Origin of the sequence: Klebsiella sp. GW_Kp181, assembly GCF_040062315.1 — a bacterium.
Taxonomy (GTDB): domain Bacteria; phylum Pseudomonadota; class Gammaproteobacteria; order Enterobacterales; family Enterobacteriaceae; genus Klebsiella; species Klebsiella oxytoca.
The window spans coordinates 189,244-215,992 of record NZ_JBEAFR010000003.1; the positions used below are offsets into that span (position 1 = coordinate 189,244).

The 26,749-nt window shown below is 49.5% G+C and carries 21 protein-coding genes and 1 tRNA gene; 11 read left to right on the forward strand and 11 right to left on the reverse strand.

All coding sequences use genetic code 11. The annotated features are described in order from the left end of the window. Positions 1-7: 7 nt before the first annotated feature. From ABLV11_RS03860 to ABLV11_RS03870, 3 genes are all read right to left on the reverse strand, one after another. A complete protein-coding gene (locus ABLV11_RS03860) occupies positions 8-4,378 on the reverse strand; it encodes a non-ribosomal peptide synthetase (protein WP_126489297.1) in 4,371 nt (1,456 codons plus the stop codon). Between the two features lie 65 nt (positions 4,379-4,443). Continuing rightward, complete coding sequence (locus tag ABLV11_RS03865; protein WP_053065005.1) at positions 4,444-4,674, reverse strand: acyl carrier protein; 231 nt, start codon at positions 4,672-4,674, stop codon at positions 4,444-4,446. Positions 4,675-4,676: 2 nt separating this feature from the next. Continuing rightward, positions 4,677-6,197, reverse strand: a complete 1,521-nt coding sequence (locus ABLV11_RS03870) for an amino acid adenylation domain-containing protein (protein WP_053065006.1) — start codon at positions 6,195-6,197, stop codon at positions 4,677-4,679. A gap of 457 nt (positions 6,198-6,654) precedes the next feature. Here ABLV11_RS03870 and ABLV11_RS03875 point away from each other — a divergent pair, with 457 nt between their 5' ends. From ABLV11_RS03875 to ABLV11_RS03895, 5 genes are read left to right on the forward strand one after another with little or no spacing between them, the layout of a single operon-like run. Then, positions 6,655-7,824 (forward strand): 3-deoxy-7-phosphoheptulonate synthase, encoded by a 1,170-nt coding sequence (locus ABLV11_RS03875; protein ID WP_004103552.1) that lies wholly within the window; start codon positions 6,655-6,657, stop codon positions 7,822-7,824. Beyond that, complete coding sequence (locus ABLV11_RS03880) at positions 7,814-8,599, forward strand: SDR family NAD(P)-dependent oxidoreductase (protein WP_017145607.1); 786 nt, start codon at positions 7,814-7,816, stop codon at positions 8,597-8,599. The genes ABLV11_RS03875 and ABLV11_RS03880 overlap by 11 nt, the downstream gene beginning before the upstream one ends. 18 nt (positions 8,600-8,617) lie before the next feature. Then, the gene (locus ABLV11_RS03885; RefSeq protein WP_004103554.1) at positions 8,618-9,250 is read left to right on the forward strand and encodes an isochorismatase family protein; all 633 of its coding nucleotides are present in this window, start codon (positions 8,618-8,620) and stop codon (positions 9,248-9,250) included. 23 nt (positions 9,251-9,273) lie between these two features. Further along, positions 9,274-11,229 (forward strand): anthranilate synthase family protein, encoded by a 1,956-nt coding sequence (locus ABLV11_RS03890; RefSeq protein WP_224250574.1) that lies wholly within the window; start codon positions 9,274-9,276, stop codon positions 11,227-11,229. Positions 11,230-11,267: 38 nt separating this feature from the next. Continuing rightward, positions 11,268-12,785 (forward strand): 4-hydroxyphenylacetate 3-hydroxylase N-terminal domain-containing protein, encoded by a 1,518-nt coding sequence (locus ABLV11_RS03895; protein WP_348855181.1) that lies wholly within the window; start codon positions 11,268-11,270, stop codon positions 12,783-12,785. Positions 12,786-12,869: 84 nt separating this feature from the next. Here the strand turns inward: ABLV11_RS03895 and ABLV11_RS03900 are convergent, their stop codons facing one another. The 3 genes from ABLV11_RS03900 to ABLV11_RS03910 form a co-directional block, all read right to left on the reverse strand. After that, positions 12,870-15,131, reverse strand: coding sequence for an excinuclease ABC subunit UvrA (locus ABLV11_RS03900; RefSeq protein ID WP_016808351.1), 2,262 nt, complete (start codon positions 15,129-15,131; stop codon positions 12,870-12,872). Positions 15,132-15,135: 4 nt separating this feature from the next. Further along, on the reverse strand, positions 15,136-16,368 hold the full coding sequence (locus ABLV11_RS03905; protein ID WP_016808352.1) for a multidrug effflux MFS transporter: 1,233 nt from the start codon (positions 16,366-16,368) through the stop codon (positions 15,136-15,138). Positions 16,369-16,792: 424 nt separating this feature from the next. Continuing rightward, positions 16,793-17,698 (reverse strand): LysR substrate-binding domain-containing protein, encoded by a 906-nt coding sequence (locus tag ABLV11_RS03910; RefSeq protein WP_126489299.1) that lies wholly within the window; start codon positions 17,696-17,698, stop codon positions 16,793-16,795. A 176-nt stretch (positions 17,699-17,874) separates the two neighbouring features. On the opposite strand from ABLV11_RS03910, the gene ABLV11_RS03915 reads away from it, so the two are divergent. Beyond that, entirely contained in the window at positions 17,875-18,483 is a 609-nt protein-coding gene (locus ABLV11_RS03915) for a glutathione S-transferase family protein (RefSeq protein ID WP_126489300.1), read from the forward strand. A gap of 117 nt (positions 18,484-18,600) precedes the next feature. Here the strand turns inward: ABLV11_RS03915 and ldtA are convergent, their stop codons facing one another. The 3 genes from ldtA to nac all read right to left on the reverse strand — a co-directional run bounded on the left by ldtA (position 18,601) and on the right by nac (position 21,577). Then, the gene (gene ldtA, locus ABLV11_RS03920; RefSeq protein ID WP_348855183.1) at positions 18,601-19,524 is read right to left on the reverse strand and encodes a L,D-transpeptidase; all 924 of its coding nucleotides are present in this window, start codon (positions 19,522-19,524) and stop codon (positions 18,601-18,603) included. 78 nt (positions 19,525-19,602) lie between these two features. Then, positions 19,603-20,553 (reverse strand): HTH-type transcriptional regulator Cbl, encoded by a 951-nt coding sequence (gene cbl / locus ABLV11_RS03925; RefSeq protein ID WP_016808354.1) that lies wholly within the window; start codon positions 20,551-20,553, stop codon positions 19,603-19,605. A gap of 106 nt (positions 20,554-20,659) precedes the next feature. Then, positions 20,660-21,577 (reverse strand): nitrogen assimilation transcriptional regulator NAC, encoded by a 918-nt coding sequence (gene nac / locus ABLV11_RS03930; protein ID WP_126489301.1) that lies wholly within the window; start codon positions 21,575-21,577, stop codon positions 20,660-20,662. A 329-nt stretch (positions 21,578-21,906) separates the two neighbouring features. Between nac and ABLV11_RS03935 the strand changes: the two genes are divergently transcribed. Beyond that, positions 21,907-21,982: transfer RNA gene (locus ABLV11_RS03935), tRNA-Asn, on the forward strand. A gap of 155 nt (positions 21,983-22,137) precedes the next feature. Here the strand turns inward: ABLV11_RS03935 and ABLV11_RS03940 are convergent. Together ABLV11_RS03940 and ABLV11_RS03945 are read right to left on the reverse strand one after the other, a co-directional pair. Continuing rightward, positions 22,138-22,623: a hypothetical protein gene (locus tag ABLV11_RS03940; RefSeq protein WP_126489302.1), complete on the reverse strand. Its 486-nt coding sequence runs from the start codon at positions 22,621-22,623 to the stop codon at positions 22,138-22,140. Further along, positions 22,607-23,428: a helix-turn-helix domain-containing protein gene (locus ABLV11_RS03945; RefSeq protein ID WP_126489303.1), complete on the reverse strand. Its 822-nt coding sequence runs from the start codon at positions 23,426-23,428 to the stop codon at positions 22,607-22,609. The genes ABLV11_RS03940 and ABLV11_RS03945 overlap by 17 nt, the downstream gene beginning before the upstream one ends. Positions 23,429-24,225: 797 nt before the next feature. Here ABLV11_RS03945 and ABLV11_RS03950 point away from each other — a divergent pair. From ABLV11_RS03950 to ABLV11_RS03965, 4 genes are all read left to right on the forward strand, one after another. Further along, complete coding sequence (locus tag ABLV11_RS03950) at positions 24,226-24,726, forward strand: LuxR C-terminal-related transcriptional regulator (RefSeq protein ID WP_016808355.1); 501 nt, start codon at positions 24,226-24,228, stop codon at positions 24,724-24,726. A gap of 39 nt (positions 24,727-24,765) precedes the next feature. Then, positions 24,766-25,308, forward strand: coding sequence for a type 1 fimbrial major subunit FimA (gene fimA / locus ABLV11_RS03955; RefSeq protein WP_004103576.1), 543 nt, complete (start codon positions 24,766-24,768; stop codon positions 25,306-25,308). 72 nt (positions 25,309-25,380) lie between these two features. After that, positions 25,381-25,920 carry a fimbrial protein gene (locus tag ABLV11_RS03960; RefSeq protein ID WP_004103578.1) on the forward strand — a complete coding sequence of 180 codons (540 nt, stop codon included), beginning with the start codon at positions 25,381-25,383 and terminating at the stop codon, positions 25,918-25,920. A gap of 76 nt (positions 25,921-25,996) precedes the next feature. Beyond that, positions 25,997-26,680 (forward strand): fimbria/pilus periplasmic chaperone, encoded by a 684-nt coding sequence (locus ABLV11_RS03965; protein ID WP_172438011.1) that lies wholly within the window; start codon positions 25,997-25,999, stop codon positions 26,678-26,680. Positions 26,681-26,749 lie beyond the last annotated feature (69 nt).

The window sequence follows — 26,749 nt, forward strand, 5'->3', positions numbered from 1 at the left end:
CGGCTTGCTAGACAATTTCTTTCTGCCGCTGGAAATAAACAATCATACGTTTGAAAGTCTCCTCCGACAGTTCAGGAAAGCGCAAGCCCAGTTGTGTAATACGCTTAGTCGTCTCTGGATTACCATAGGCGTTATCGCCAGTATCCAACAAATTCTCTTTAAAGAGATGAATGACCGGCCCCAGCGCAACCTCGCGCCCTTGGGTGACACACAGCTCAAGTTGTTGCAACCACTCGCCGTCAGAAGTCGTTTCCAACGGATAGCCCAGAGAACGAATCGCCCGATACACCGGGTCAAACCGGATGCTCTGAGGATGGAAAATATGGAAGTTCTCCTGTCGAGTAGCCTCTGAACGCGCTAAAGCAACTATCGCTTCAGCGACAAAGTCGACAGGCAGCAGGTCCGTTGACAGGGAAGACGGATTGGGCGCCAACCCCATCTGGATAAAGCTTTTTATCTGTCGCCACAAAAAATCATCGCTCTGGCAGGCCCCAGTTCGGCTGTCTCCGCCAATACGTCCGATGCGAAATACGTTAGCATCAAGTCCTTGTTCTCTGGCCTGTATAACATAGCGTTCAGCCACCCACTTACTTTGCGTATAACCAATCGACAGTGCTTCCGGATGCCCCGGCACACAATGTTCCACGATAGGCGATTCAGGATAGCGTGGAGAAAATACGGCGATAGTGGATAAATAGTGGAGCGTTTTTCGTCCGCCACAACCGCAGAAAGCTAAAATATTTAGCGTACCCTGCACATTTGACTGTTTAACAGAAGAATAAGAGAGCAAAAAATTAATCTGTGCGGCTGCATGGAATACCGTGTTCACTCGCTCTGCCAACCGACTATACGCGTCAGGGCTTAACCCTAAATCGCGCTGACCAATATCACCGAGGCAAACTTCAACCCGGGAAAAATCAATCTCATCGGCGATTCCGTAGCGCATCGCATTTTCACGTAAACGAGCGAATGCGTCCTTATCTGTCCTGGCTCTTACCAGGCAAATCACGGATTGGGTCCCGGCCAATAGCAGTGAACGCAGCAGGTAGATGCCTAAAAATCCTGTCGCCCCGGTGAGCAACGTCAGCCCAGGGGTTGAACACTCTCCCCCCTGCCAATGTATGCGTTCGTATCCATCCTGAACAAAGGAACGATCAACGGTATCGACGGGCCCCTTTTCACTGACAACATAGCCGTCGATGCACTCTGCCATAGCCAACAACGTCGGGTGATTAAATAACAAACGTAGAGGAATATCGCAATTGAATGCCTTACGGAGCAGAAAAACCAGCTGCGTGGCCAACAAGGAATGTCCGCCAATGGCGAAAAAATCATCGTGCAGTGCGATGTGACGACCCGGAAATAGCGTTTCCCATAGCGCCCTGACCTGCTCCTGCGTTTTCGTCAGAGACCGTTCTGGCATCTGCGCGGATGATTCAACAATAATATCCACCTTAAGCAACGCCTTACGATCGATTTTCCCGCTAGGGGTAGTAGGCAGCTTATCCAGAAAGACCAACTCTGTGGGAACCATATACTCCGGCAGAACCAGGCGAAGGCCGCGTTTGATCTTATCCTTTTGATTGCTTTTATCATCCATTAAGCCAGCAATAAAAGCGACGAGCTGCTTGCTTCCTGAAGTATCTGCCCTGCCAACTACCGCTGAAACCTGCACGCCTTCCAGGGCATTGATGGCCGCTTCTACTTCAGACGGTTCGATCCTAAAACCGCGAATTTTTAACTGATTGTCTATCCTGCCAAGATAGCTAAACCGATCGTCATGCTCCAGCCTCACCAGATCACCGGTACGATATGCGTGGCAACTTTGTGTGGCAAAGCCCTCAGCAGAGATAAAACGTCGAGCGCTTTCTTCACTTTTATTGTGATAGCCGGGAGAGAGAAAATCGCTAACGATGAGCAGTTCACCGGCGACACCGGCGGGAACCAGCTGCAAATGCTCATCCACCACCAACAACGTAAATCCGGGTAGAGGGTAACCAATGGACGCTGCATCTCCCCATTTATCGCTTTCCGGTGGCAGCACATACGCGGAACAGACGTGACTTTCTGAGGGACCATAGAGATTAATCAGGCGAACGGGTTGCCTGAAAAAATGTTTAATATCCGCGGTGAGTACGAGCTGTTCCCCGGTGGAGTAGACCTCTTTTAAACTCGGGAATTGCCTGTTGGCCAATGCGCTCAAATGCGCGAACTGTTGCAAAGCAACATAGGGAAAATAGAGACGATTAATCCCCTGCTCCTGGATAACCTCTTGCAGAAGATCCAGATCTCTCCGTTCTTCTTCACTGGCAATATATAAGCACCCACCGCCAGCTAACGTGCCGAAGATCTCCTGAACCGAGACATCAAAAGAAAGTGACATAAAATGCAGAGTACAATCTCCTTGATCGCACTCAGAAACATCTCGTTGCCACTTAATCAGGTTATTGAGCGTTTTATTTAATAACCGTACTCCCTTGGGCTGCCCGGTTGAACCTGATGTATAAATGATATACAGCTCATCGTCGGGCATTCTTTTGATATAAGAGTATTCCCCAGGGTACTCCGGGGGAATATCATCGATTAACAACAGAGGTACGGACCCAGACACTGGGAATTTTGCTACCAGCGATCGTGTCGTGGCGATGCAATCCACACTGGCGTCCTGCAACATGTAACCAATTCGCTCTTGCGGGTATTGCGGATCGATCGGAATGTAGGCCGCGCCGGTTTTTAACACGCCAAACAGAGTGGCAATCGCCTCGGCATTCCTTTCCAGTAATAATGCAACACGTTTGCCAGGTGCGATATTTAACTGCTGCTGTAGGTAAGCGGCAATCTGCCCTGAACGTTCCGCTAACCAACCATACGATCGTGTGCCATTAGCGGTAATTAACGCAGTATCCGCAGAGTGGCTTATAGCATGCTGATTGAAAGCCGCCAGGGCGTCAAATCGCCAGGCCTCCGCGCACGATTTAAGACTAGATCGAACAACCAGTTCACGACTTAACGGTGCATCCAACAGCCTCAGGGATGACAGTAATACCTCGCCGTCCTCGCCCATCGCGCTTAATAAATGGCGAAAGATTTTCAACCAGTAGTCAATGGTCTGCGGGTGATACAACGCCGTCTTATACTCCAGCGTCAGCTTCCACTGCGGTTGCGCTTCAAAGAACAGCGTCAGATCGTATTTTGCCATCTGGCTAAAATAGTCATCCAGCATGACTTTAAAAGGCAAGTCGTTGAAAATATCGCCCCGGGTATCGGGCATAACCAACAGCGTTCTGAATAGAGGACTGTCCTGCCCCGCGTTTTCACGCGACAGTGCGACAATTTCATTGAAAGGGAGCAGCTTATTGAAATGTGCGCCAATAAAAGATTGACGTACCTTTGCAGCCAGCGTGCTGACCGTGTCATCTTCATTGACCTGCACGCGAACCGGCAGAGTATTGATCATATATCCCGGCGTTTCGGCAAACTCGCTGCGATCCCGCAGAGTAAAAGGCACGCCAACGGTAATATCGTTCTGCCCGCTCATACGGCTGAGGAAAAATTGCCAGCACATGGACATATACATAAATGGAGTCATTGACAACGATCTCGCGTGCCGCTGCAGTGAGTCCGCTTCCTGTTCGTTCAGCGCCAGCATGGTATAGGCGGCTTTGGTATCTTCCCGAAGACGACGGGGAAAATCGACCGGGAGGTCCGACAAGGGTGGAGCTGGATGCAGTGCCTGTCGCCAATAAACCCGCATATCTTCGCACTCAGCCGCCGCAAGGGACGCGGCCTGCCAACGAGTAAATTCCTGATAGCTTCCCGTGCCGTTAAACGCTGGCAGAACGCGCATCTCGTCAAGCGCACAATAGATTCGCAGCAAATCATGCAAGACAATACGTACTGAGGGGGCATCAATAATGATGTGGTGGAAGCAGCATGCTAACCAGGTTGTACCTGAGTCTGAACTGAGCATATTAATGATACTCAGCGGCCCCTCAGCTAATGATAAACGGCTAGCCGCCAGTTGTGCCGTGACGGATTCAGGGGTTTCCGTCTGCTCTGGTTGTCGATGGGAAAAAGAGAGATAGCCATCAGCGCCGATACGCTGTTGTAATTTACCGTCAAGATAAACAAAACGCGTTCTGAATATTTCATGGCGCAAGGTCAGCTCAGCCACAGCGCGCTGCATAATATCAGCGTCCAGTGTCGCATTAACGGTCAGCAGCACCGGCACGTTATAGCATTGGGGCTGCTCCAGCGTATTATCCAGCCACCACATTGCCTGCTGCCCGGGCGTAGCTGGCAGATACGTTACCGCACTTTCTCCACACTCCTTGTTCAAACAGCCCTTTTTTGACTCGCCGCTATTGAATGATGGCATTTTATCCCCCTCTTAAAATTCCCTGTAAAATCCTTCCTGTTTGCTGGTAGTCCCAACTCCAGGTATTAGAGCTTTTGCCGTTGCCGAATGGTCTGAGCCAGCGCAGCAATAGTTCCGGCAGTGAAAATGTCCGCCGGCGAGACAGACAAATTAAATGTCTTGCTTACCATTGACGCCAACTTTATGAAATGTAATGAGTTACCACCCTGGTCTAGTAAATTTTCGTGCGGGTTAATCGCCTCTGAATGAATAATCGCCTGCCAAATCGAGAGTAGCTGTTGCTCAACGTTGTCCATATTTACACCTGCTCCAGTAAAGAATTTTTTAACCGTAAACGATCTTTTTTACCGTTAGCGGTCATTGGCAGTACCGCCAGACGGCTAAATTTTTCAGGTATCATCCAGGCAGGAGCATGCATTGCGAGGTGATTCTTTAAATCCGCTACGGATAGCCCGTCATCCTGCGTGACATAACAAGCATGTAATCGCGGTTCATCCGGCGTCTCCTCTACCACAATCAGCACATCTTCTACAGCGTGATGTAAGCGCAACAGGTGCTCAATACCGGCGATATTGATGCGGAAGCCACGTATTTTACAAATATGGTTGCCTCGTCCGACCAGGACGATATTGCAATCCTGGTCGTAAGTTGCCCGATCATCGGTACGATAGAAAAGCACGTCAGTGCCTTGATACGGTATGGTGATAAACCTTTCCGCCGTCAGTTGCGGATCGGAATACCCCAGAGCCACTCCAGCCCCTGCGATAAATAATTCCCCATATTCACCGCAGGTACAGGGTTGCAACCGTTCATTGAATACCACCATCTCAACCAGAGGGAGTGGAGTACCAACCGGCACAGGAGATTCACTGGATAATTGCTCCTCCGACTGAATATGATAGAGAGACGAGATCGCTGAATTTTCCGTGCATCCTAATCCATTAAATATTTTGGCTTTACCGGCCTCCACCGCCACGCTAAATAAGCGAGGATTGACAAAGTCTCCCGACACCACCACACAATCAGGTATATGCAGTGTTTCGACCGAAACCTCGACAAATAGCCGGAACAGCCCGCCTGAGAGGAATAGCATCGTCACGTTATCCGATTCGATCTGCCGTGCCAGGGCCATTAAATCCGGCAAACCAGGCGGCGCAATCGCGAGACATGCTCCGGTCAATAAAGCCATCCAGATTTCATTAGCTGAGGCAGCGAAAGAAATATCTGCAATTTGCAAATAGCAGTCCCGCTCGCTATTCCCCAACGCCGGTACCGGCAGACCCAGTCTGGCAATCCCGCGATGAGCAATCAGTACGCTTTTCGGTTTTCCTGTTGAACCAGAGGTCATCAATATGAGCGCCGGATCATCAGCGCTTAATACCGGGTAATTCCCGCTTCTTTGTTGAGTGCAGTTTTGTATCAGCGTCCTGCTCGACAAGACGTGCCATGCTCCGCCGGGCACGCTTGTTACATCATCGCTAATCAGGTATCTGGCTCCCGCCGCACTTAAAACCTCACCAATATAGCGTTCGGGACTATTCGAGTTCACGGGAACCATAACAGCGCCTATTTTCATGAGCGCCAGCATAAAAATATATAACTCCGGGCTACGTTCTATTTTTATTGCAACGATATCGCCTTTTATCAGGCAATTATTTTGCAACACTGCAGCCAGCGCTGAACATTGCTCAGCAAGTTCTCGATAGGTTATTTTTCTTTGATCGAAAATTAACGCAACCCTGTCCGGAAAACGTTGCGAAATCTCATCAAATATATCAGGAACAGCCTTTAACTGATAGACATATGCTGAATGCGTCATCACTCTCTCCTGGAGAATTAGGAACGTTCACACGCATAAAATCTTCTCTTGAAGAAGAAATTAAAGATCTAAAGAAATGCCGCCAGCTTACCGTGAGATGCCTCTAAGCAAACACCGCAAAACAAGCAACATATAAGCAACACAAGCATAACTAAGCGTTGCTTTCAATAGTCTATCTTCGAACCTCATCCCCAGTCAATTTGATTTCCAAAAAAAAATCATATAGCAAAAAATAAAAAACCAACAAAAATAATAACCATAAAAATCAATAACATGAAAAAACATAAATCAAATATAAACTTTTTTGATTGACATAAGGCACCCATTGGCGTGCAATATTTGTGCAAACCGTATCGTCTTTCATGTCCAGTAAACAGACAAGGAATAGCACTTTCTCATCGCTTTTTTGTTAAAAAACAAACGAAAAACCTGTTAAATTTCGAGTGAGAGATTAGAAATGACATCATTTCCTGGCAATAAGTCCAACTGGCAACAGCCGTTCTGGAGCGATAAGGACATGCTTGCCCTGGTCAAAAGTGAATTAGACAATCTTCCAGAATTATTAAGTTTTGCAGAAATAAGTGAACTCAATAAAGCATTAGCCGCCGTTTATGCAGGAAAAACAATGATATTTCAGGCCGGCGACTGCGCTGAAAGAATTTGCGAATCTGGCGCGTTACATGTACGGAAAAAATTGATCTTCCTTGAGCAAATGTCCCGCGAATTCTCAACACTGACGGGGCTGCCGATATTGACGGTAGGTAGAATTGCTGGTCAATATGCTAAACCCCGCTCGCAACAAAACGAAGTCGATGGCGACAGGGTACTTCCCGTGTGGCGCGGTGATTCAGTCAACCGGCCCGAAGCGACACCAGAAGCCAGGCGTAACGATCCGCAACGGATGCTGCTGAGCTATCGTGCTGCTGCGGAAACGCTGGCCGAAATTAAACGTTACGAACGGGAATATCCCCGCGATGTTCATCACATTTGGACCAGCCATGAAGCGCTGTTGCTGGACTATGAAACCACTCAAATCCGCACTAATCCCTACGGAGAATCATACTTAGCCAGCACCCATTGGCCCTGGATAGGCATTCGTACTCTTGCGCCTGACAGCCCACATATCGCCATGCTGGCGAATATCGCCAACCCTGTTGCCTGCAAGATTGACGCCAGCGTAACGCCATCGTTCATCGCGACACTTTGCCGACAGCTCAATCCTCAGCGTATTCCTGGGCGTCTGACTTTTATTTCGCGTTTTGGCCGTTCACACATTCATCGGTTGGGCGCGTTGATTCAGGCCGCACAAGCAACCGAAACGCCGGTGTTATGGATGTGCGATCCAATGCATGGGAATACCGGGAAAACGCGGGCGGGCAATAAACGCCGCGAGCTTAGCGACATGATGGCTGAAATCTCCGGTTTCCTGAGGCAGGTGAAATCACATAACGCCTGCGCCGCTGGACTCCATCTGGAAGCAACGCCGAATCCGGTCATCGAATGCTTCTGTGAAAATAATCACCCTGAAGAACATGAACTTAAGCAAATTCTCTGCGACCCACGCCTGAACGTAGCGCAAACGCAGATGTTATTAACTCACTGGAAAGAGGGACAACATGACTTTTGATAAAGATTATATTGCCGTTATTACCGGCGCATGCGGTGGCATTGGCGAATCCGTTGCCCACGCGCTGGCGAAAGAAGGGCTGTCACTAGCGCTTCTTGATAATAACGCCACTCAGCTGGCAACCCTTGTAGCCACACTACAAGATAACCATCCGCAGCCCATTGCAGGCTTTACTGTGGACGTTGCCGACGACCGCTGCGTAGCAGAGGCCTTTACCGCAGTCGGTCATCAACTGGGCCCGGTAGGGTATCTGGTCAACGGCGCCGGCGTACTGTGCCACGCCAGCGTGGCCGAAACACAACCTCAGGATTGGGCGAAAACATTTGCCGTCAACGCGACTGGCGTATTTAACACCAGCCGCCATGCGGCCAATCTGATGATGGCTCAGCGTAAAGGCAGCATCGTAACTATCGCCTCAAATGCAGCGCGCGTGCCGCGGGCGACGATGGCCGCCTACTGCGCTTCAAAAGCCGCTGCCCAGGCATTTACCTATGCTCTGGGGCTGGAGGTCGCTCCGTATGGGATCCGTTGTAATGTTGTCGCTCCCGGCTCAACCGATACGCCGATGCTGCGCGGCATGTGGCATAGCGAAAGTGACAAGCAAAACACGCTCAACGGTAACCCACAACAATTTCGCATTGGTATTCCACTCAACAAAGTCGCTACGGCGGAAGAAATTGCTGCCGCGGTCTGCTTTTACCTGTGCGAAGAATCAGGGCAAACCACGCTATCAACGTTATTGGTCGACGGTGGTGCCGCACTCGGCAGCTGCTAAGCGTACAAGGAGAATAACATGGAAAAGATACGGCCCTATCCATTGCCGACAGAACGTCAATTACCCAAATCAATTGCAGACTGGCGACCCAACAGTTCAAGAGCGGCGCTACTCATACATGATATGCAGCGTTATTTTCTCGATTTTTACACTGCTGACGCCTCGCCGATAGCGCAGGTCATCGACAACATCTACCGCTTGCTTAGCGTCGCCCGACGTCTGCATATTCCAGTATTTTATACTGCCCAACCCGGCGACATGACGCCACAACAGCGCGGCTTGCTGCACAGTCTATGGGGTTCAGGCATGAACGGCAGCCAGGAACATAAACAGATTGTTCCTCCGTTGACGCCTCTGGAAAATGAGTGGGTATTAACGAAGTGGCGTTACAGCGCCTTCTTTAACTCTCCTCTTCTGAGTACTTTGCACGAACTCAAATGCGATCAGCTGATCGTCTGCGGCGTTTACGCCCATATCGGTTGTTTGTGCACAGCGCAAGAGGCCTATTCCAATGATATCGAGACATTTTTTATTGCCGATGCGCTCGCCGATTTCTCCGAAGAAAAGCATCGTCTAGCGCTTGAGCTAGCTGCGGAAACCAGCTCAGTCGTGCTGTCAACCCGACAAGCTATCGACGCATTGGAACATTAAAGATCCTCACGGCACTTCAGGAGATGATGATGTTATCTAAAGATTCAGCAAATCCCGACGAGCTTTCGGCTCATCTGGCCAATCTTGATAGACCCTTTGCCTGTATTTACCGCCCCCAATGCGAACCTATCAACGCAGTATTGTTTCTTGAAGGGGATATTGAGCTAAGCCAGTCCCTTTCAGAATTAGCGCTGGATCCTCCCCTGGACGCGACGGGCAAATGCTCATTTAACAAATTGATATTATTGCCATTTAATCAGCTGAAAGAAAAAGGATATGCCTGCATTGACGATGGTGAACAGACGATCGTAATGCACATTGAGCGGCAAGACTATTATCCTATAGATTCATTTATCGCAGCCATTAATGACCATGATATCAAGCCACGAAACCTGCACTTCGATCTTGATGACCAAACGTATGGCGACATTGTTGATACCGTGATTGATCAGGAAATCAGCTCCGGGGAAGGCAGCAACTTTGTGATTTCACGCAGCCTGGAGGGCGATATAACCGACTTTAGTATCCGCCACGCGCTGACGCTGTACAAACGGCTGCTGCAATCTGAATGCGGATCATACTGGACATGGATGATCTTTACCGGCAGCCGCTATTTCATGGGTAGTACGCCTGAACAGCATATCCAGGTTGATGAGCAGAACGTGGCGATGAATCCTATCAGCGGCACATTAAAATACCCCGATACCGGGAATATGGCGCACGTGCTGGATGATTTTCTGCAGGATAAAAAAGAGCGCGACGAACTATTTATGGTGGTAGATGAAGAACTCAAAATGATGAGTAGCATCTGTCAACGTGATATTCAGGTATCCGGGCCGAAGCTCAAGGCTATGTCGCACATCGCGCATACCGAATATTTTATCCATGGAAAATCAGATCGCAGTCTGAAAGAAATCATCAGGCAATCGCTATTTGCGCCAACAGTGACCGGCAGCCCAATAGAAAGCGCCTGTAAAGTTATCGCTCGGCGAGAACGCCGCGGACGCGGTTATTACAGCGGCATCGTTGCTATAACGGGTGCGCAAGAAGGTAAACGCTATCTGGACTCGGCCATCATGATCCGCACGGCCGATATTTCCGCTCAGGGACATTTTCGGCTTACGGCGGGTTCAACCATCGTCAGAAGTTCCATCGCGCAAAGTGAAGCCGGTGAAACACGCGCCAAATTACAAGGGCTAATGCATTCGTTCTTCTCTGAACCAAGCGCCGGGACGCCAAACCGGACAGGATTGTCTGCAGAACTTTGCCATCGGGCTGACCAGATACTGGCACAACGGAATGCACGCGCCTCCGCCTTTTGGCTGGATAACTCGCAATTGGGCCCGCGCACTCTACTCTCTCATCATGCCATCACACTGATCGACATGGAGGACAACTTCACCGCCATGATTGCCTATCAGTTACGCAGCGCGGGTTGCGCCGTCACCCTCATTCCCTGGTATGACTGTCCGAGCAAGCTAACGCAACTCACCGATCGCGACATCCTATTCATTGGTCCCGGGCCTGGCGATCCAACCAATATACAACTCGAAAAAATACGCGTGGGCCGAAAAATTATTGCGCAACGGCTCCGGGAGCAGCGTCCGCTAATCGGAACTTGTCTGGGACATCAGTTAATTTGCGCCGAATTAGGCATTCCGATCGAGCGGCTGGTCAATAACCGTCAGGGTAGCCAACATCAGATATCCATTCAGGGAAAACCTCATACCGTTGGTTTCTATAACAGTTTCTCCGCACTACATCAGCGGCCATGCTGGTACAGCCCGGAGCATGACAAAACAGTCCAGCTGGAGCGACTTCCTTCCGGTGAAATTGTCGCATTATCGTCAGGCAACGTTGCCTCCATACAATTTCATAACGAATCATTCCTGACGCAAGACGCATTTTCTATTTATCAATGGCTGATACAGAACGCCTTAACAACAACGGCAACTCTTAGCCAACAAGATGCCGTTTAAAAGGAAGTGTTGAAAACCGACATTCGGAGAGAGCTGACATGGAAAATAAATCAGTATCATTACCTACCGGTAATGACTTTTTAGCGGGTCTAAATGATGGGCGAGAAATATGGGCTTATGGTGAAAAGGTGGACAATGTTATTACACATCCAGCGTTTCGCAATTCAGCACTGTCCATAGCTAAATTATACGACGCGCTCCATGACGAAAAGTATCAGGCTATATTAACCACGCCTTGTGATACCGGCAGCGGTGGTGTCACCCATCCGTTCTTCCGCGTTCCTCATTCTGTTGAGGATCTGATACGCGATCGCGACGCAATCGCGCAGTGGGCACGGCTTAGCTATGGCTGGTTGGGAAGAAGCCCTGATTTCAAAGCGTCGTTTCTTACGACTCTGGGCGCCAATCCCGAGGCCTACGGCGAATATACGGATAACGCCAGGCACTGGTACAAACGTTCGCAAGAGGAGCTACTTTACTGGAATCATGCCATCATTAACCCCCCTATCGACCGCAATCTCCCGCCCGACCAGATTGAAAATATCTGCATTCACGTCGAAAAAGAGTGTGATGATGGCGTAATTGTTAGCGGTGCCAAGGTGGTTGCTACCGGCTCAGCTTTGACGCATTACAATTTCATCGCGCATTACGGTTTACCTGTCAAAAAAAGAGAATTTGCCCTGGTATGCACATTACCCATGAATGCCCCAGGACTGAAGCTGGTTTGCCGCCCCTCTTACTCCTTAGCCGCCGAAAAGGTCGGCAGTCCTTTTGACTATCCACTATCCTCACGCTACGACGAGAATGACATGATCTTCATTCTGGATAAGGTGAAGATTCCCTGGGAAAACATTTTTATTTACGGCGATACCGCTAAAGCGGCCACGTTTTTACCCAGTTCTGGCTTCCTGCACCGCTCAACCTTCCACGGAGTGACGCGTCTGGCGGTAAAAATTGATTTTATTTGTGGTTTATTCATTAAAGGCGTGGAAGCCACCGGCGTAGCCGATTTCCGCGGCATACAGACGCGCGTCGGGGAAATGCTGGCCTGGCGCAACCTCTTCTGGGCCATAAGTGATGCTATGGCTAAATCGCCGAACCCCTGGCACAACGGCGCCCTCCTGCCTAACCTGGATTATGGTTTAGCCTACCGTTGGTTTATGAGTCTCGGCTATCCACGGATCAAAGAAATTATTGAACAAGATCTTGGCAGCGCGCTTATTTATATCAATTCGCATGCCAAAGATTTCGCTGCGCCGGAACTGGAACCTTATCTGAAAAAATATATGCGGGGCTCCAACGGAATGGATGCCGTTGAACGCGTCAAGCTCATGAAGCTAATCTGGGACTCCGTAGGAACAGAATTCGCCAGCAGACACGAACTCTATGAACGAAATTATACCGGTAGTCATGAAAATGTTCGTATCGAGCTGTTACTCGCCGCACAGATGTCGGGGCAGGTACAAGAATATAAAGGTTTCGCCGAACAATGTATGATGGATTATGACCTGGATGGCTGGCTGGATCGCGATTACCACTGGCCTTTAGACGAATAAGATTAACGGGACAATACATCAGTATAATAATGGGCATGCATCACATTATTGCCAGTCTCTACTGGCTGTCCCGACCACCATTTCTCACTCTATCCGGCAATGTTTGCGCAACCATTCTGCGGTTAATGAATGGCGACAGGCCAGCATCGATTCGGGTGTACCGCTAAACAATAATTCCCCCCCTTCTTGCCCGGCATAAGGTCCAATATCAATAATCCAGTCAGCCTGAGCGATCAACTCCATATTATGTTCAATAATAATGACGGTGTTTCCGCGCGCTACCAGTCGGTTAAATAGTTTCAACAGCGAGGCCACATCACTGGGATGAAGACCCGTGGTTGGCTCATCGAAAATATACATGTCACTATCATGATTTAATTGTGACGCTAACTTCAGCCGCTGGCATTCACCGCCTGAAAGATGATTTAACGATTCACCCAAGCGTAAATATCCCAACCCGACTTCGACCAGGCTACGAAAAATTGGCCTGAGCTGTGGCTCATTCAGGAAAAATTCGCCGGCATCATTAATCGACAGGGATAATACCTCAGCAATACTTTTTCCCTGATAACGATATTTCAGCGCTTGTGGGTTATAGCGCTGCCCCTGGCAGGCCTCACATGGCAACGTAACCGTATCCATAAATGCCAGATCGGTTTGTATTACCCCTAGCCCATTACATTCCGGACAAGCCCCTTTGGCGTTAGCGCTAAACCACGACGCTGACACATGGTTTTTTTCGGCAAACAGCGAACGGATCGTATCAAATGCACCGCACCAGGAAGCAATATGCGATCGAATTGAGGTATGTATCGGTTTTTGATCGATAACGATCGCCTCCGGACATTGTGGCGCCAGGGCCCCCATAACGAATGAACTTTTGCCCGATCCGGCAACTCCCGTCACAGCGACCATAACGCTTAAAGGCACGTCTACCGATAAGTTATGCAGATTATGCAATGTGGCGTTTCTTACCGAAATATAACCTTTGGCACATCTCGGTTTCTTATTTATCTCTGCCCGTGAAGAGAAATATCGACCCGTCAAGGTTTGGGATTGCTTAAGTGCCGACAGGTCGCCCTCAAAGACAATATTCCCGCCTTGCTTACCCGCTCCTGGCCCTAAATCAATAACATGCTCGGCTATCGCTATCATGTCCGGGTCGTGCTCCACCATCAGAATGGTATTGCCTTTGTCGCGTAATTTTCCAATTAAAACATTCAATTTCACTATATCTGCTGGATGCAGGCCGGTACTGGGTTCATCAATTATATAAACGATCCCGGTCAGACTACTTCCCAGATGTCGGACCATTTTCAACCGCTGGGATTCACCGCCCGATAAGCTAGGGGTCGTACGGTTCAAATCCAGATATCCCAAGCCTACTGCACACATGGCATCCAACCTTTCCAGCAATGCTTCGATCAGCGGCCTGACTTCAGGGTAATCGAGCTTTTCTACAAACAGCTTTAACTCTGTGACAGGCAGCGTTGCGCATTCGCCAATATTTTTCCCTCTAATCCGGCAGGAAAGTATTTCCTCGTTAAGCCTCATCCCCTGACAAGAAGGGCAAACCTGCAAACTAACGACGCGCTGAAATTCCTCAGTTTTAGTATCTTTAGTTTCTTGTTTTAAATAACTTCGCGTAAAGCGCGTAATGACGCCTTCAAACTTTGCACTCTTAGGCCAACCGGCTAACGGCGCTTCAGGAGTGAGATTATCCGCATAAAGTAATAATTCTCGCTCCTCTTTTGAATAATCCGCGATTTTTTTATCGGCATCAAAAAGCCCTGAATAAACATAACGTTTCCAGCGCCATGAGCCTGGCGCAAAAGAAGGATAACGAATAGCGCCTTCATTTAACGACAGATTTGAATCAATCAGATGGTTGATATCAATAGTACTGGCAATGCCCAACCCGTCGCATGTCGCACACATCCCCGCAGGATGATTGAATGAAAAAACATTCGAATAACCTACGAAAGGTTCGCCGACACGAGAAAAGAGTAGCCGTAGCAGGGTATAAATATCTGATGCGGTGCCCACCGTCGAACGTGCGTTGCCACCAATACGTTTTTGGTCAATAATAATGGCCACCGACAGGTTTTCAATTTCATCGACTTCAGGATTACCATAATGTGGTAAGCGATGGCGAATAAAAGGTGGAAACGTGTCATTTAACTGTCGCTGAGATTCCGCCGCTATAGTTCCGAATACTAAAGAGCTTTTACCCGATCCGGAAACACCGGTAAAAACTGTTATTTTATTTTTAGGGACCTCTACATCAATATCTTGCAAATTATTTTGCCTTGCACCAATGATTTTTATAGCGTCATGGGTTTTCATCACACTATCCTTTTTTACCTGTCAATAACAATGCCATGATGGCAATTAAACAACATCCCGCGATAATCAGCGACATCGGCAGTAATGACAACGGGTCTCCAAATCCAAGCAGTGACGGGGTTATCGCAGCGATACCAAACTGAAAAGCCCCTAAAATAGCAGAACCCGTTCCCTTTAAGTGAGAGGATGCCGCCATGGCCATACTCGCGGCATTGCCAAATGTCAAAGCCATAGTAAACATCATCATTAACAGTAGTACCGCCGCGATCTCAAACTGGAAATGAGAAATATTGTCAACGATACAAAGCAATATAGATATCACCAGCGTGCTTATCACCCCCATGGTTATGAGGTTATCTTCACCAAATTTCATAACATAGCGAGCGCTGACTATACTACCAAACATCATTGCTCCGGCGTTGATAGAGAATATTACAGCGAACTTTCCTGAGGATAAATCGAACGTCGATTGATAGATAAATGGTGATGCTGATATATAAGCAAATAGCGCCCCAAACTGGATTGAAAAAATTAGAGTATAACCAATATATTTCTTATTGCTTAGCAACTCGATAAACTGACTGATAAACTCATTCAGATTGAAAGGTAATCGCTGATGACGGGGTAAGGTTTCGCTAATAAAATGACTACTGAGCAGAGTGGAAACTAATGATATTGTAGCCATAAAAACAAAAACCACCGGCCAGATAAACCATGCAGCCACTCCTCCAAGTAATGGTGCAATAACAGGGGCGATCCCCTGTATCGCTAGCACCAGATTAAAATATCGAGCGGCTTTAGTCCCCGGGCACAGATCAGAAATAATTGCTCGGGAAAGAACGATACCAGCCGCTCCTCCCAGTCCCTGAAAGAACCGTGTAACAATGAGCAGCTGAATGTTCGTAGATATAGCGCCAGCTAATGAAGCGATGGTTAATAGGGCCATCCCGCCCAGCAATAATTTACGTCTGCCGTAATGATCGGATAATGGTCCAATAAACAGCTGCCCAATACCTAAGCCCACCATAAAAGCGGTGATGCTAAGCTGAACTTTGTCAGGCGTCGTATGCAGATCGCTAGCGATAGCTGGAAATAAAGGCAAGTACATATCAGTGGATAATGCAGCAACGGCGCTAAGTAAACCGAGAACAATAACGACTTTGCTGGAAAGCAAACCTCTACTTTCATCTCTGAACATCGTACTGACTGCCGATGCCTGAACTTCTTTCGGTCGCATGATGAGCGTAATCCTTTTACCATCTGTGGTCTGTAATAACTATACCACCAGTAAAAGTAATTGCAAAAAAGAAATCAAAACACATAGCTTAAAAATTTAAATCTAAAGAAAACAGCAAGTTAATAAAATCACTTTTTTCTATTTTAAAATTTAATTACCAATAAGACATATAGTGCGTGTTACACTCACTCAGATGTAAATTGTTGAAAGTCGCGAGATCAATAACTTTTTTCGTTATCAGGAGCGCTTTTGAGCAAGGAACAGATAACCACGACATAGTTCATAATGATCGAGGTCCTGGAGTGTCATACATCCGGAAGGGTAGCGCTGTGCGCAGCTGAAGGTGAAAGCTCACTTACGCGGAATAATGTTGCGGGAGCCGTCAGAAAAACACTCACCTTCACTGTTTACCAAAAAATGTCTCTTATCTCTCTTCTCCCTTTGCCGTTTGCTGACGCCAGGCGACAACCTCCTCACTAAGCCAGTCCTTAAAAAGCACAGCTTCGTTTTTCTTTTCTGCAACTTGCGATGAGACCAGCCAGTAAGGCCACGGATAAGGCGCGGTGAAAGAGGTAAGCTGTTCCAGCTCTCCTCGGGCAATAGCATCCTGGACTAAAGAGCGGCGTTCCAGCGCAACACCTTTACCGAGCCGGACGGCCTCCAGCACCAGATTTGAGTCGTTTATGCATAGCCCGCCGGGCACAATCTCTCTTTCGAGCCCAGCCTTGATACACCAGGTTTTCCACGATTCCATGGAAAAGATAATCTTGCTCTGCGCTATCTCTGACGGCGTACGGGGTAGCTCACCGCCGTTATAAGATGGAGCAGCCACAACGATAAGCTCATCGGAGAAAAGATAACGACTCTCCGTGCCTTCCCAGTCCCCTTTTCCCATGCGGATGGCCAAATCTGCCCCTTCCTGCTGCAGATGAGTGACCGCCAGGTTTGCCTGTATTCGCAGCGTGATTTGAGGGTATTTCACCCGAAACCGCTCAAGACGAGGCAAAAGCCAGTGGCCTCCAAAAGAGGGTACCACCGCTATCGTCAGCTCCTGTCTGCGGGGCTTTACCTGCACCAGTCGGGTGGCGTCAGCGATATGGTTCAGGGCCTCGCGTACCTGCAAGGCGTAGAGTCGTCCCTCTTCATTAATCTGTAGGCCGCGACCGTGACGAATAAACAGCTTTAAGCCGACCCTCTCCTCCAGCACTTTAATCTGCTGACTGATAGCTGAGTGCGTAACGTGTAGTTCTTTCGCCGCCAGCGTAACGCTGCCAAGACGAGCCACGGCTTCAAAACTACGTAAACTCGCAATCGGGGGAAAATCCGCCATGTTACTACTCCCTCACCGTGACGCTTAAAAGGTGACCCATAACCTGTCAGTAATACTAACCTAACCCGTAAGATACTGAAGATATTCGCCTGAATGAATTTACTGTACTGTCTTTTCATCGTCAGTAACGAAGCGTTAACCCCAGCATATTTCACCAGCACAGGAAAACAGGAATCATGAATAAGCTTATTGGCATGATGGACTCTCCTTATGTAAGGCGCGTGGCGATTTCTCTTGAACTTTACGGCGTCGAGTTTGAAAGCCATCCGCTGTCGGTATTCAGCAGCTTTGACGCGTTTTCGCGGATCAACCCTGCGGTCAAAGCGCCGACGTTGGTGCTGGATAACGGAATACGTCTGATGGATTCATCGCTGATACTGGACTATTTCGAAGCACAGGCAGCCCGGGAGCGAAAACTCCTGCCGATCGCTGCGGATGCGCTGGCAAGAGACCTGCAGGTACTGGGCTTTATGCTCGCCGCGGGTGAGAAGGCGGTGCAAAATGTGTATGAACATCAACTTCGCCCGACGGAAAAACAGCATCATCCGTGGATAGAGCGCATTACCCGTCAACTGCTAGCGGCCTGCAGGGAATGGAATACGCTACTGGAAGATCGTCCGATTGCCACGGACTCCGATCAGGTTGCCGTGACGAGTACGGTTATCTGGACCTTTATTCAGGCCAGGATCCCCGATATTGTTGATGCGCAAGAGTTTCGTCACATTCAGTCGCTTGCCGAATTATTTGAAAATCATGCTGCGTTTAAAAAACATCCCTATCGCTGAGATGAGTTAAAGCGGAATAATAAAGAGCGCTATTCACGACAACCGATGGCGCCCGAAAACCACGGGCGCGTTCTGTTGCTGCGAGTTTGCAGGAAAAGGCGACCAGCCGCTGCCGGCTTACAACGCTGAACGGCCAATCTCCACCGGCATACCGGAGCGGCGTTCAAGCGCTTGCCCGGCGCGATTCACATCAACGCCCTCGCCCTTCACAAAAGCCTGCATCGCCGGCGTGACGGGAAGCGGTACCTTGCGGTCCGATTCATACTCCGCGCGGTTTCGCGACAGCGGCTCATGAACTTCAACCCAGCGGCTACCGTCCGGCTCGGCGGTATATTTCACCGGCTGATCGATAATCTGCACCCGCGTGCCTACCGGAACGGTATCAAACAGGTACTTGATGTCGTCATTGCGCAAGCGAATGCAGCCCTGGCTCACCCGCAGGCCAATGCCGAAATTGGCGTTGGTGCCATGAATGGCGTACAGCCTGCCGATATAAATGGCATACAGTCCCATCGGGTTATCCGGCCCGGCCGGCACAAATGCCGGCAGACTTTCGCCCCGGCTGGCATATTCCCGGCGAGTATTGGCGGTTGGCGTCCAGGTTGGCGCCTCCTGCTTACGCTCAACGGCGGTCACCCAGTTACGCGGGGTTTCGCGCCCTGCCTGGCCAATACCAATCGGCAGAACCTCGACCATTGTGCCTTCAGGCGGATAGTAGTAAAGGCGCATTTCAGCAACGTTGATCACAATGCCGTTACGAACCGTGGCGGGCAGGATAAGCTGCTGCGGCACCACCAGCGTGGTGCCCGATTTGGGCAGGAACACATCGACGCCCGGGTTGGCCTCCAGCATATTGCTCAGGCCCTGGCCGTACTGAGCGGCAAAGGCCTCAAGCGGCTGGGTATTGTTCTGCGGAATCGTGATGGTCAACGGGCTGCCTACCAGACGGCTTCCTTCCGGCGGCAGCGGGTAGCTCACCGCCAGAGCGCTCTGGCTGGTGAGAAGCATAATAAAAGAACAAAGCAGTTTCACGCGCCGCACAATTTCCCTTCCTCTGTGGCGATTATCGTGAATGAATTATAGCTTCGTTTGCTATGTCATATCTGATTTATCATCCTGCTAAATTTGATAATCGATTGCCGCCTCTTCCGGCTCCATCGCCTGGCGTTTAATCTCCTCCAGCGACAGACCTGCATTACAGAGTTCAATAAAACGCCAGACGTAATTTCGCTGTAGCTGTCCGCGCTTCAGGCCCAGCCAGACGGTATTGGCATCGAACAGATGGCGGGTATCAAGACGCGTAAAGGTATCAGACTCCCGCTCATCTCCCGACTGTTCCGCCACCAGCCCCACGCCCAGCCCCAGCTCAACGTAGGTTTTGATGACGTCTGAGTCCTGTGCGCTCAATACAATATCCGGCATCAACCCTTTGCGGTTAAAGGCTTCATCGATGCGTGAACGGCCGGTTATGCCCTGGCGATAGGTGATGAGCGGCCAACGGGCAATCGCCTCGAGGGTCAACGGCGTCACCTGGGTCAGCGGATGATCTTTGGGAACCAGCAGACTGTGGTGCCAGCGGAACCAGGGAAAAGCCACCAGTGTCGGATCGTTGCTCAGACGCTCGCTGGCGATACCAATATCCGCGCCGCCGTTGTGCAGCAGCGTTTCAATTTCCTGCGGCGTTCCCTGAACCAGTTCAAGACGGACATCAGAAAAGAGTTCACGGAAGGCTTTAATCACCGGCGGCAGGCTATAGCGCGCCTGGGTATGCGTAGTGGCGATGGTTAAGACGCCGGAGGCATCGTTGGTAAACAGGTCCGCCAGGCGACGAACGTTGCTGGCTTCATTGAGGATACGCTCGGCAATGGACAGCAACGCTTTGCCCGGCTCGGTCATCCCCAGCAGACGTTTGCCGCGGCGGATAAAAATCTCGATCCCCAGCTCTTCTTCCAGTTCACGAATATGGCGGCTAACGCCCGACTGCGATGTATAGAGCATATTGGCGACTTCCGTCAGGTTGTAATCCTGACGGGCCGCTTCACGAATAATTTTGAGCTGCTGGAAGTTCACCCTTTCCTCCGGGCTATCAGACATAACATATGCTCTATTGTTAAAGTCTGTTGTCCTTGCTAACAAATAATAAAAACCAGCAACTTATTCCATTCAGGAATATAGCTCAACTGACTAACTGTAATTCACGATTCTCCAGCGACGGGCGACTCACCAGCGACATCAGGATCTCCTTCACCGCCTGCGCCTGCGGCGACAGACTGCCGCGAGCCGACATATTGAGCGACAGCGACAGGCTCATTGACGGCGTGCTGATGCGCGCCATCCAGCCGTTGGCCGCGCTGCACAACGAACGGGCGGCGGACTCCGGCAGAACGGTGACGCCCATGCCGCTGGCAATGGCTGCCGTCAGGGTGGTAATGGATTCAATTTCACCGATAATTTTGGCCGATAAGCGACGCAGGGTGAAGGCTTCGGTCACCCTTGCGCGAACGGCGCTGTAATCGCGCGGCAAGAACAGATTCATCTCCGCGACCGCCGTCAGATCCACGCTCTGCCCCGGACAATCCCGGGTACCGACCAGGTAAAGATCTTCTTTTAGCAGCGGCTGGCTGATGATCCCGGCAACCGGGGAACGTTCATAAAGTACGGCCATATCCAGCTTACCGTCGATAAGCTTATCGTTGAGGAGGGTTCCGCTACTTTCCTGGAGATAGACCATCACTTCCGGCAGCTCGTTACGCACCGTTTGCAGCAGCGGCATAGTGATGGCCGAAGCCGCCGTGCCCGGGGCCAGGCCAATCGATACCTGGCCGCTTAGCGTTTGACCGACATTATTTACCGCCAGCTGCGCCTGCTCGCACTGGCGCAGAATAGTACGGGCGTGGGTATACAAGATCTTGCCCGCTTCGGTCGGCGTGACGCCGCGTTTGGTGCGAATCAACAACTGCTGGTCCAGCTCGCCTTCCAGGGTCGCAACCTGCTGGCTCAGCGCCGGTTGTGCGATGTGCAAGACTTCAGCGGCCTGGGTCAGACTGCCGATATCGACGATTTTTACGAAATACTTCAGTCGTCTTAAGTTCATTTTGCCTCCTGTAAGGAACACCAGTACCAACACTGGCCGTTTAGATGCAGAAGGTTTTGCAATTTGCTTGCCAGCTTTTGGCCTGAGAGCTAAACGCCGCTGTAAGCCGCGTAATAAGGGATAGTGATAGCAGAGCGCGTTTTTTTGCCCGGTCAGCGGATTGCGGTATGCCCCATTAGGGGTATAAATGCACTGCAACGGTGCACGACGCGGCATGACGCAGAAAAAACGGGCACTCTGTTGAAATTGTCAGCAAACAAACGACCTTAGCCGATTCACCCTTTGACAAGGCGGAAGGGCATCGTTAATATGCGCCCCGTTCACACGATTCCTCTGTAGTTCAGTCGGTAGAACGGCGGACTGTTAATCCGTATGTCACTGGTTCGAGTCCAGTCAGAGGAGCCAAATTTAAGAAGCCTGCTTTCGAGCAGGCTTTTTGCTTTCTGAAATATCTGACAGAGAAACGGCCTTCTTTAATATAAAAGTGCCTTAGCGCGGATCGCATACGAGGAGAGCGTCACTCCCCTGGCAACAACACCATGCTCTAAAAACCTTTATCTTCAATTGGTTACACAGACAAACGAAGGGGAATACAGACTTTGAACGATCCAGGCGTTTTTCATCTTTTGTATCTTGATATAGCGCCCTGAATCCGGATCGGGACTAAAAAAGACTTTCTGCATCATACCCTCGATCATGTTGTCGGCCTTTCTCTTCGAGACTGTGGTATTGGTTAGGTGATAAATATTATTCGCTTTCTTTTCATAGTTGAAATGGTACGCCCTTTCAACGTTGTACTTCACGCCATCGACTATCACCTTCCCGGATACATCAAAATAGCCGGTATTATTTTCCCGCATAAACAAGAAGGTTTTAACTTTTGCATCAAAGCCAAATGAAGTCGATTCAATTCTCAGGTTTGCTGAGCAATCAAAGTCGTCTTTGCGATAAAGATGCCCTACCAGCCAGAGAAAAATCAACCCTATCACCAACACCAGAAATAGAATGTAAATGTTTTTTGTCTTGATTTTATCCTGGTATTTCATAATCTGGCCTGTAATAGTTTTCACATGAATACAAATCACCTTTCTTAACTTTTGAGTTAATGCAGTGGGCTAAAAATACTCTTGCTTCAGAGGCTTTTAATACAGACTCTGATACATTAAAGTAAAAAACACTATTACCTAAGCACCGCATTCCTTGTTTCTTAATCTGCTCCTGAGCCAGGGCCATCATTCCAGGCTTCTGCTCTTGAGGTATTACGTTAAAAGTTCTGACCGGGCATGAATCGACGCTCCCCAGAGAATAGATTTCATCCTCGTCTGCGACAAAGAGTGGGCGATACAGTTCGCCTTGAACGCTCAGAAAAAGCATGACTACCGCGCACAGCGCAAGTAGTGCATAGCGGGCCTTTTTAACCCTCCCCGCAGAATATGTCTCGCTCTCCTCATTTGAATCGATGCTCCGACCGACAACCGCCCCTTCTCCTTCGCCTCCGTCATTTACCGCGAGAGCAGGATAATCCATTCTTTCAATAACAATGGCTGCGGATATCATAAAACCCACCCGCGGTACGGTAACGATAATCTCCTCGGTGCAGCCCAGGTTTCTGAAAACGGCTCTCAGATCTGAAATATACTTATTGAGGCTATGACTGGACGTCCGCAGCCCGTGCGCGTCCCAGACTTTTTCAAGTATCTCATTCCTGTAAATCACATGCTCTCTGTGGTCTAAAAGGAACTTAAGCAGGCGACTGGTGGTCGCCGTTAGCGTGACGGATGCATCCTTATCAAGCCATATCAGCCCGTCATCGCTTCTGAAATAGACCGTCCCTTGAATTTTGTACATCATAAGCTAGCCTTACATATTATCCTCAGCCGCACACCGTCCGCAAAACATCTGCATACATAGCATTTTATTCTGTATATAACGGTATTTTAATTGTAAATTAAATTATAGCTCCTAAAAATCGATAAAACAGAATACATATAACTAAAATAAATCACAATGGTACTATAGCTCTCATCGAAACCAGCGGCGCGCCTGGCTCATCAGCATTAACTGAACGCAGAAATAACCGTGTCGAGTGAGTGGGGTTTCTGGAAATCTGAGCTGAAAATGCTCCGGAGGTGTAGAAAAGAGAAATTTAAAGGCTAATGGAATGATAACTTCGCGCAATTAATTTCATGACGTATGAAATTATCTACGATGATATTATCACCCTCATGATTAACGTTCTGGATTTAGTGGGGAGGTCACCTCCCGAGTCTTTTGTCGGGATATTTTCAGCAATTAAAAAAACCGGATACGCTAAAGATAAAAATCATCGCGTTTACTCAAGGAATATTCCCTAAGAAAATTCCAATACAAAGAGTGTGACTATTGTTCAGGGCTTAACGATAAGTACGCCCTATCATTTTTAATTTATAAAAATCTACTTTATATGCAATATATAAAATTAAACACCAAACAAACAGCAAAATTCGAACAATAAAACACAATAAACCTATATCTACAGCCTTTATCTCTTTTAGAGCATCGGCCGCATGCCTCATTGAGGTGGGCAATGTTAGATTACTCTTAATTCGCTGAATGGTTTTATTAACGTTGAGTTAAAGGTCAACCCAAGGATGAGATCGCGTTCAGATATGACTCTATCAACTAATATTTTATCTAAGGATAAATATTTTACTCTGGGCCTGATTGAACTGCTTGGAGAAGAATTTATTGACAATTTCTTTTTGATTATAGATCTCGACTCCAACGATCTTACGGGTTCGGAGTGGATTTACTTCTCGAATAAGAACATTGTCGCCTTTGCATCCAGCGACCTGGCTTTTTATAAGTCCGAACTATTTGAAAAAATAACCGTACTTGATAAGAAAAGTAATACCCGAAGTATCCTGAATTTCTTTTTAAAGAAAGAGACCTCAGGAAATTACCATACTAAATTCCGACTAAGCCTGCGTGAAAAGCAGATGTTAAGCATGTTAAGCAGAGGGGAAAGCAACCAGGAGATCGCAGAAGAGTTTGGCGTGAAACTTAAGACTATTTATACGCATCGCCGCAACCTGATGAATAAATTAGGCTGTAAAAACAGGATTACGTTTCAAAAATTATTTTTCAACAATAAATGTCTTTTCAAGTGAAGCATAGCTTCAGGATTATTCATAAACAGGAGTTTTACCATGAACAAATTAGCACTTATCGTTATTTCAGCATTGTCCCTGAGTTCTGCTGCGGCTCTGGCCGATACCGTTACGGTGAACGGCGGTACGGTGCATTTTAAAGGGGAAGTGGTTAATGCGGCCTGCGCAGTTGATGCCGGTTCTCTCGATCAAACCGTGCAGTTAGGCCAGGTGCGCTCAGCGAAACTTGCCACTGCTGGTAGCACCAGCTCTCCTGTTGGCTTCAACATCCAGCTGAATGATTGCGATATCACCGTTTCCGAGAAGGCCGCGATCGCTTTTGCTGGCACGGCGATTAACAGTACAAACCCAACGGTACTGGCCCTGCAGGGTTCTGCCGCAGGCGGCGCGACTAACGTCGGCGTACAGATCCTTGACCGTACCGGCACCCCGCTGGCGCTGGATGGCGCGTCTTTCGGCGCACAAACCACGCTTAGCAATGGTACCAACGTCATCCCATTCCAGGCACGCTACTTTGCAACAGGCGTCGCGACTGCCGGTACCGCTAACGCGGACGCCACCTTTAAAGTGCAGTACGAGTAATTTCTTCATCAGGCAGGGAAGCACGTCGGGCCAGGAAGGCCCGTTATCCGAAAAAGACTGAGGGTAATAACGATGCAAAGAATGAAGTCAGGTCTGTTGATATTCCTGCTCCCGCCGCTGGCGCTGGCCGGTAACCAGTGGAACGTTATGCTGCCCGGCGGAAACATGCGCTTTCAGGGGATAGTTATTGCCGAGTCGTGCCGCGTTGAAGCGGGCGACCGCCAGATGACGGTCAATATGGGACAAATCAGCAGCAATCGGTTTCATTCGGCCGGGGAAGACACTAACCCCGTCCCCTTCGATATCCACCTGCAGGAGTGCAGCACCGCCGTCAGCCAGCGCGTTGGCGTGGCGTTTTACGGCGTTGCCGATGGTAAAAACCCGGACGTGCTCTCGGTGGGCGAAGGACCGGGGATCGCGACCGGCGTGGGCGTTGCTCTGTTTGATAAAACCGGCAGCCAGATCCCGCTCAATGCGCCGCCAGGAAGCTGGTCGCCGCTGCACACCGGCCCGACCACCCTGCATTTTGTCGCTAAATATCGAGCCACCGGGAATCAGGTGACCGGGGGAGCGGCCAACGCTCAGGCATGGTTCTCCCTGACCTACCAGTAATCAGAGCCGGTAACAGGAAATAATTTTGAAAAAGAAAGAGATAAGCATGAAAAACACACTGGCTACCCGGCGCGGGATGCGCGGTTTACTGGCGGCTCTATTACTGCTCGCCACCAGCGGTTTTAGCGCTCAGGCCCAGGCCGGCGTGGCGCTGGGAGCGACCCGCGTCATCTATCCTGCCGGACAAAAGCAGGTTCAGCTGGCGGTCACCAACAACGACGAAAAGAGCACTTATTTGATTCAGTCATGGGTGGAGAATGCCGATGGCGCGAAGGACGGTCGCTTTGTCATCACCCCGCCGCTGTTCGCCATGCAGGGAAAAAAAGAGAATACCCTGCGCATCATTGATGCCACCAACAACCAGCTGCCGCAGGATCGGGAAACGCTGTTCTGGATGAACGTCAAAGCGATCCCGTCGATGGATAAATCAAAGCTCAGCGAAAACACGCTACAGTTGGCGATCATCAGCCGCATCAAGCTCTATTACCGCCCGGCAAAGCTGGCGCTGCCGCCGGATCAGGCTGCGGAAAAGCTGAAGTTCCGCCGCGGCGCAGGCACGCTTACGCTGATCAACCCCACTCCCTACTACCTGACGGTCACCGAACTCAACGCCGGTACCCGGGTGCTGAAAAATGCGCTGGTTCCGCCGATGGGTGAAGCCAGCGTCAGCTTACCCGCCGATGCGGGTCGCGAGATTACATACCGGACGATTAACGACTACGGCGCGCTGACTCCGCGGATGCAGGGCGCTACCCAATAACTGACGGGAGACCCGTTCTCCCGGAAATAAAAATAAGAACTGACAGCCGGGCGACTTTTACCGGAGGGA

Excerpts from the sequence above, each read along its gene's own strand:
- fimA (WP_004103576.1), top strand. The coding sequence starts at position 24,766 with ATGAACAAATTAGCACTTATCGTTATTTCAGCATTGTCCCTGAGTTCT.
- ABLV11_RS03965 (WP_172438011.1), top strand. The coding sequence starts at position 25,997 with ATGCGCGGTTTACTGGCGGCTCTATTACTGCTCGCCACCAGCGGTTTT.
- nac (WP_126489301.1), bottom strand. The coding sequence starts at position 21,577 with ATGAACTTAAGACGACTGAAGTATTTCGTAAAAATCGTCGATATCGGC.
- ABLV11_RS03895 (WP_348855181.1), top strand. The coding sequence starts at position 11,268 with ATGGAAAATAAATCAGTATCATTACCTACCGGTAATGACTTTTTAGCG.
- ABLV11_RS03910 (WP_126489299.1), bottom strand. The coding sequence starts at position 17,698 with ATGGCGGATTTTCCCCCGATTGCGAGTTTACGTAGTTTTGAAGCCGTG.
- ABLV11_RS03945 (WP_126489303.1), bottom strand. The coding sequence starts at position 23,428 with ATGATGTACAAAATTCAAGGGACGGTCTATTTCAGAAGCGATGACGGG.
- ABLV11_RS03880 (WP_017145607.1), top strand. The coding sequence starts at position 7,814 with ATGACTTTTGATAAAGATTATATTGCCGTTATTACCGGCGCATGCGGT.
- ABLV11_RS03905 (WP_016808352.1), bottom strand. The coding sequence starts at position 16,368 with ATGCGACCGAAAGAAGTTCAGGCATCGGCAGTCAGTACGATGTTCAGA.
- ABLV11_RS03900 (WP_016808351.1), bottom strand. The coding sequence starts at position 15,131 with ATGAAAACCCATGACGCTATAAAAATCATTGGTGCAAGGCAAAATAAT.
- ABLV11_RS03870 (WP_053065006.1), bottom strand. The coding sequence starts at position 6,197 with ATGACGCATTCAGCATATGTCTATCAGTTAAAGGCTGTTCCTGATATA.
- ABLV11_RS03865 (WP_053065005.1), bottom strand. The coding sequence starts at position 4,674 with ATGGACAACGTTGAGCAACAGCTACTCTCGATTTGGCAGGCGATTATT.
- ABLV11_RS03950 (WP_016808355.1), top strand. The coding sequence starts at position 24,226 with ATGACTCTATCAACTAATATTTTATCTAAGGATAAATATTTTACTCTG.
- ABLV11_RS03875 (WP_004103552.1), top strand. The coding sequence starts at position 6,655 with ATGACATCATTTCCTGGCAATAAGTCCAACTGGCAACAGCCGTTCTGG.
- ABLV11_RS03915 (WP_126489300.1), top strand. The coding sequence starts at position 17,875 with ATGAATAAGCTTATTGGCATGATGGACTCTCCTTATGTAAGGCGCGTG.
- ABLV11_RS03960 (WP_004103578.1), top strand. The coding sequence starts at position 25,381 with ATGCAAAGAATGAAGTCAGGTCTGTTGATATTCCTGCTCCCGCCGCTG.
- ABLV11_RS03860 (WP_126489297.1), bottom strand. The coding sequence starts at position 4,378 with ATGCCATCATTCAATAGCGGCGAGTCAAAAAAGGGCTGTTTGAACAAG.
- ABLV11_RS03940 (WP_126489302.1), bottom strand. The coding sequence starts at position 22,623 with ATGAAATACCAGGATAAAATCAAGACAAAAAACATTTACATTCTATTT.
- ABLV11_RS03885 (WP_004103554.1), top strand. The coding sequence starts at position 8,618 with ATGGAAAAGATACGGCCCTATCCATTGCCGACAGAACGTCAATTACCC.
- ABLV11_RS03890 (WP_224250574.1), top strand. The coding sequence starts at position 9,274 with ATGATGATGTTATCTAAAGATTCAGCAAATCCCGACGAGCTTTCGGCT.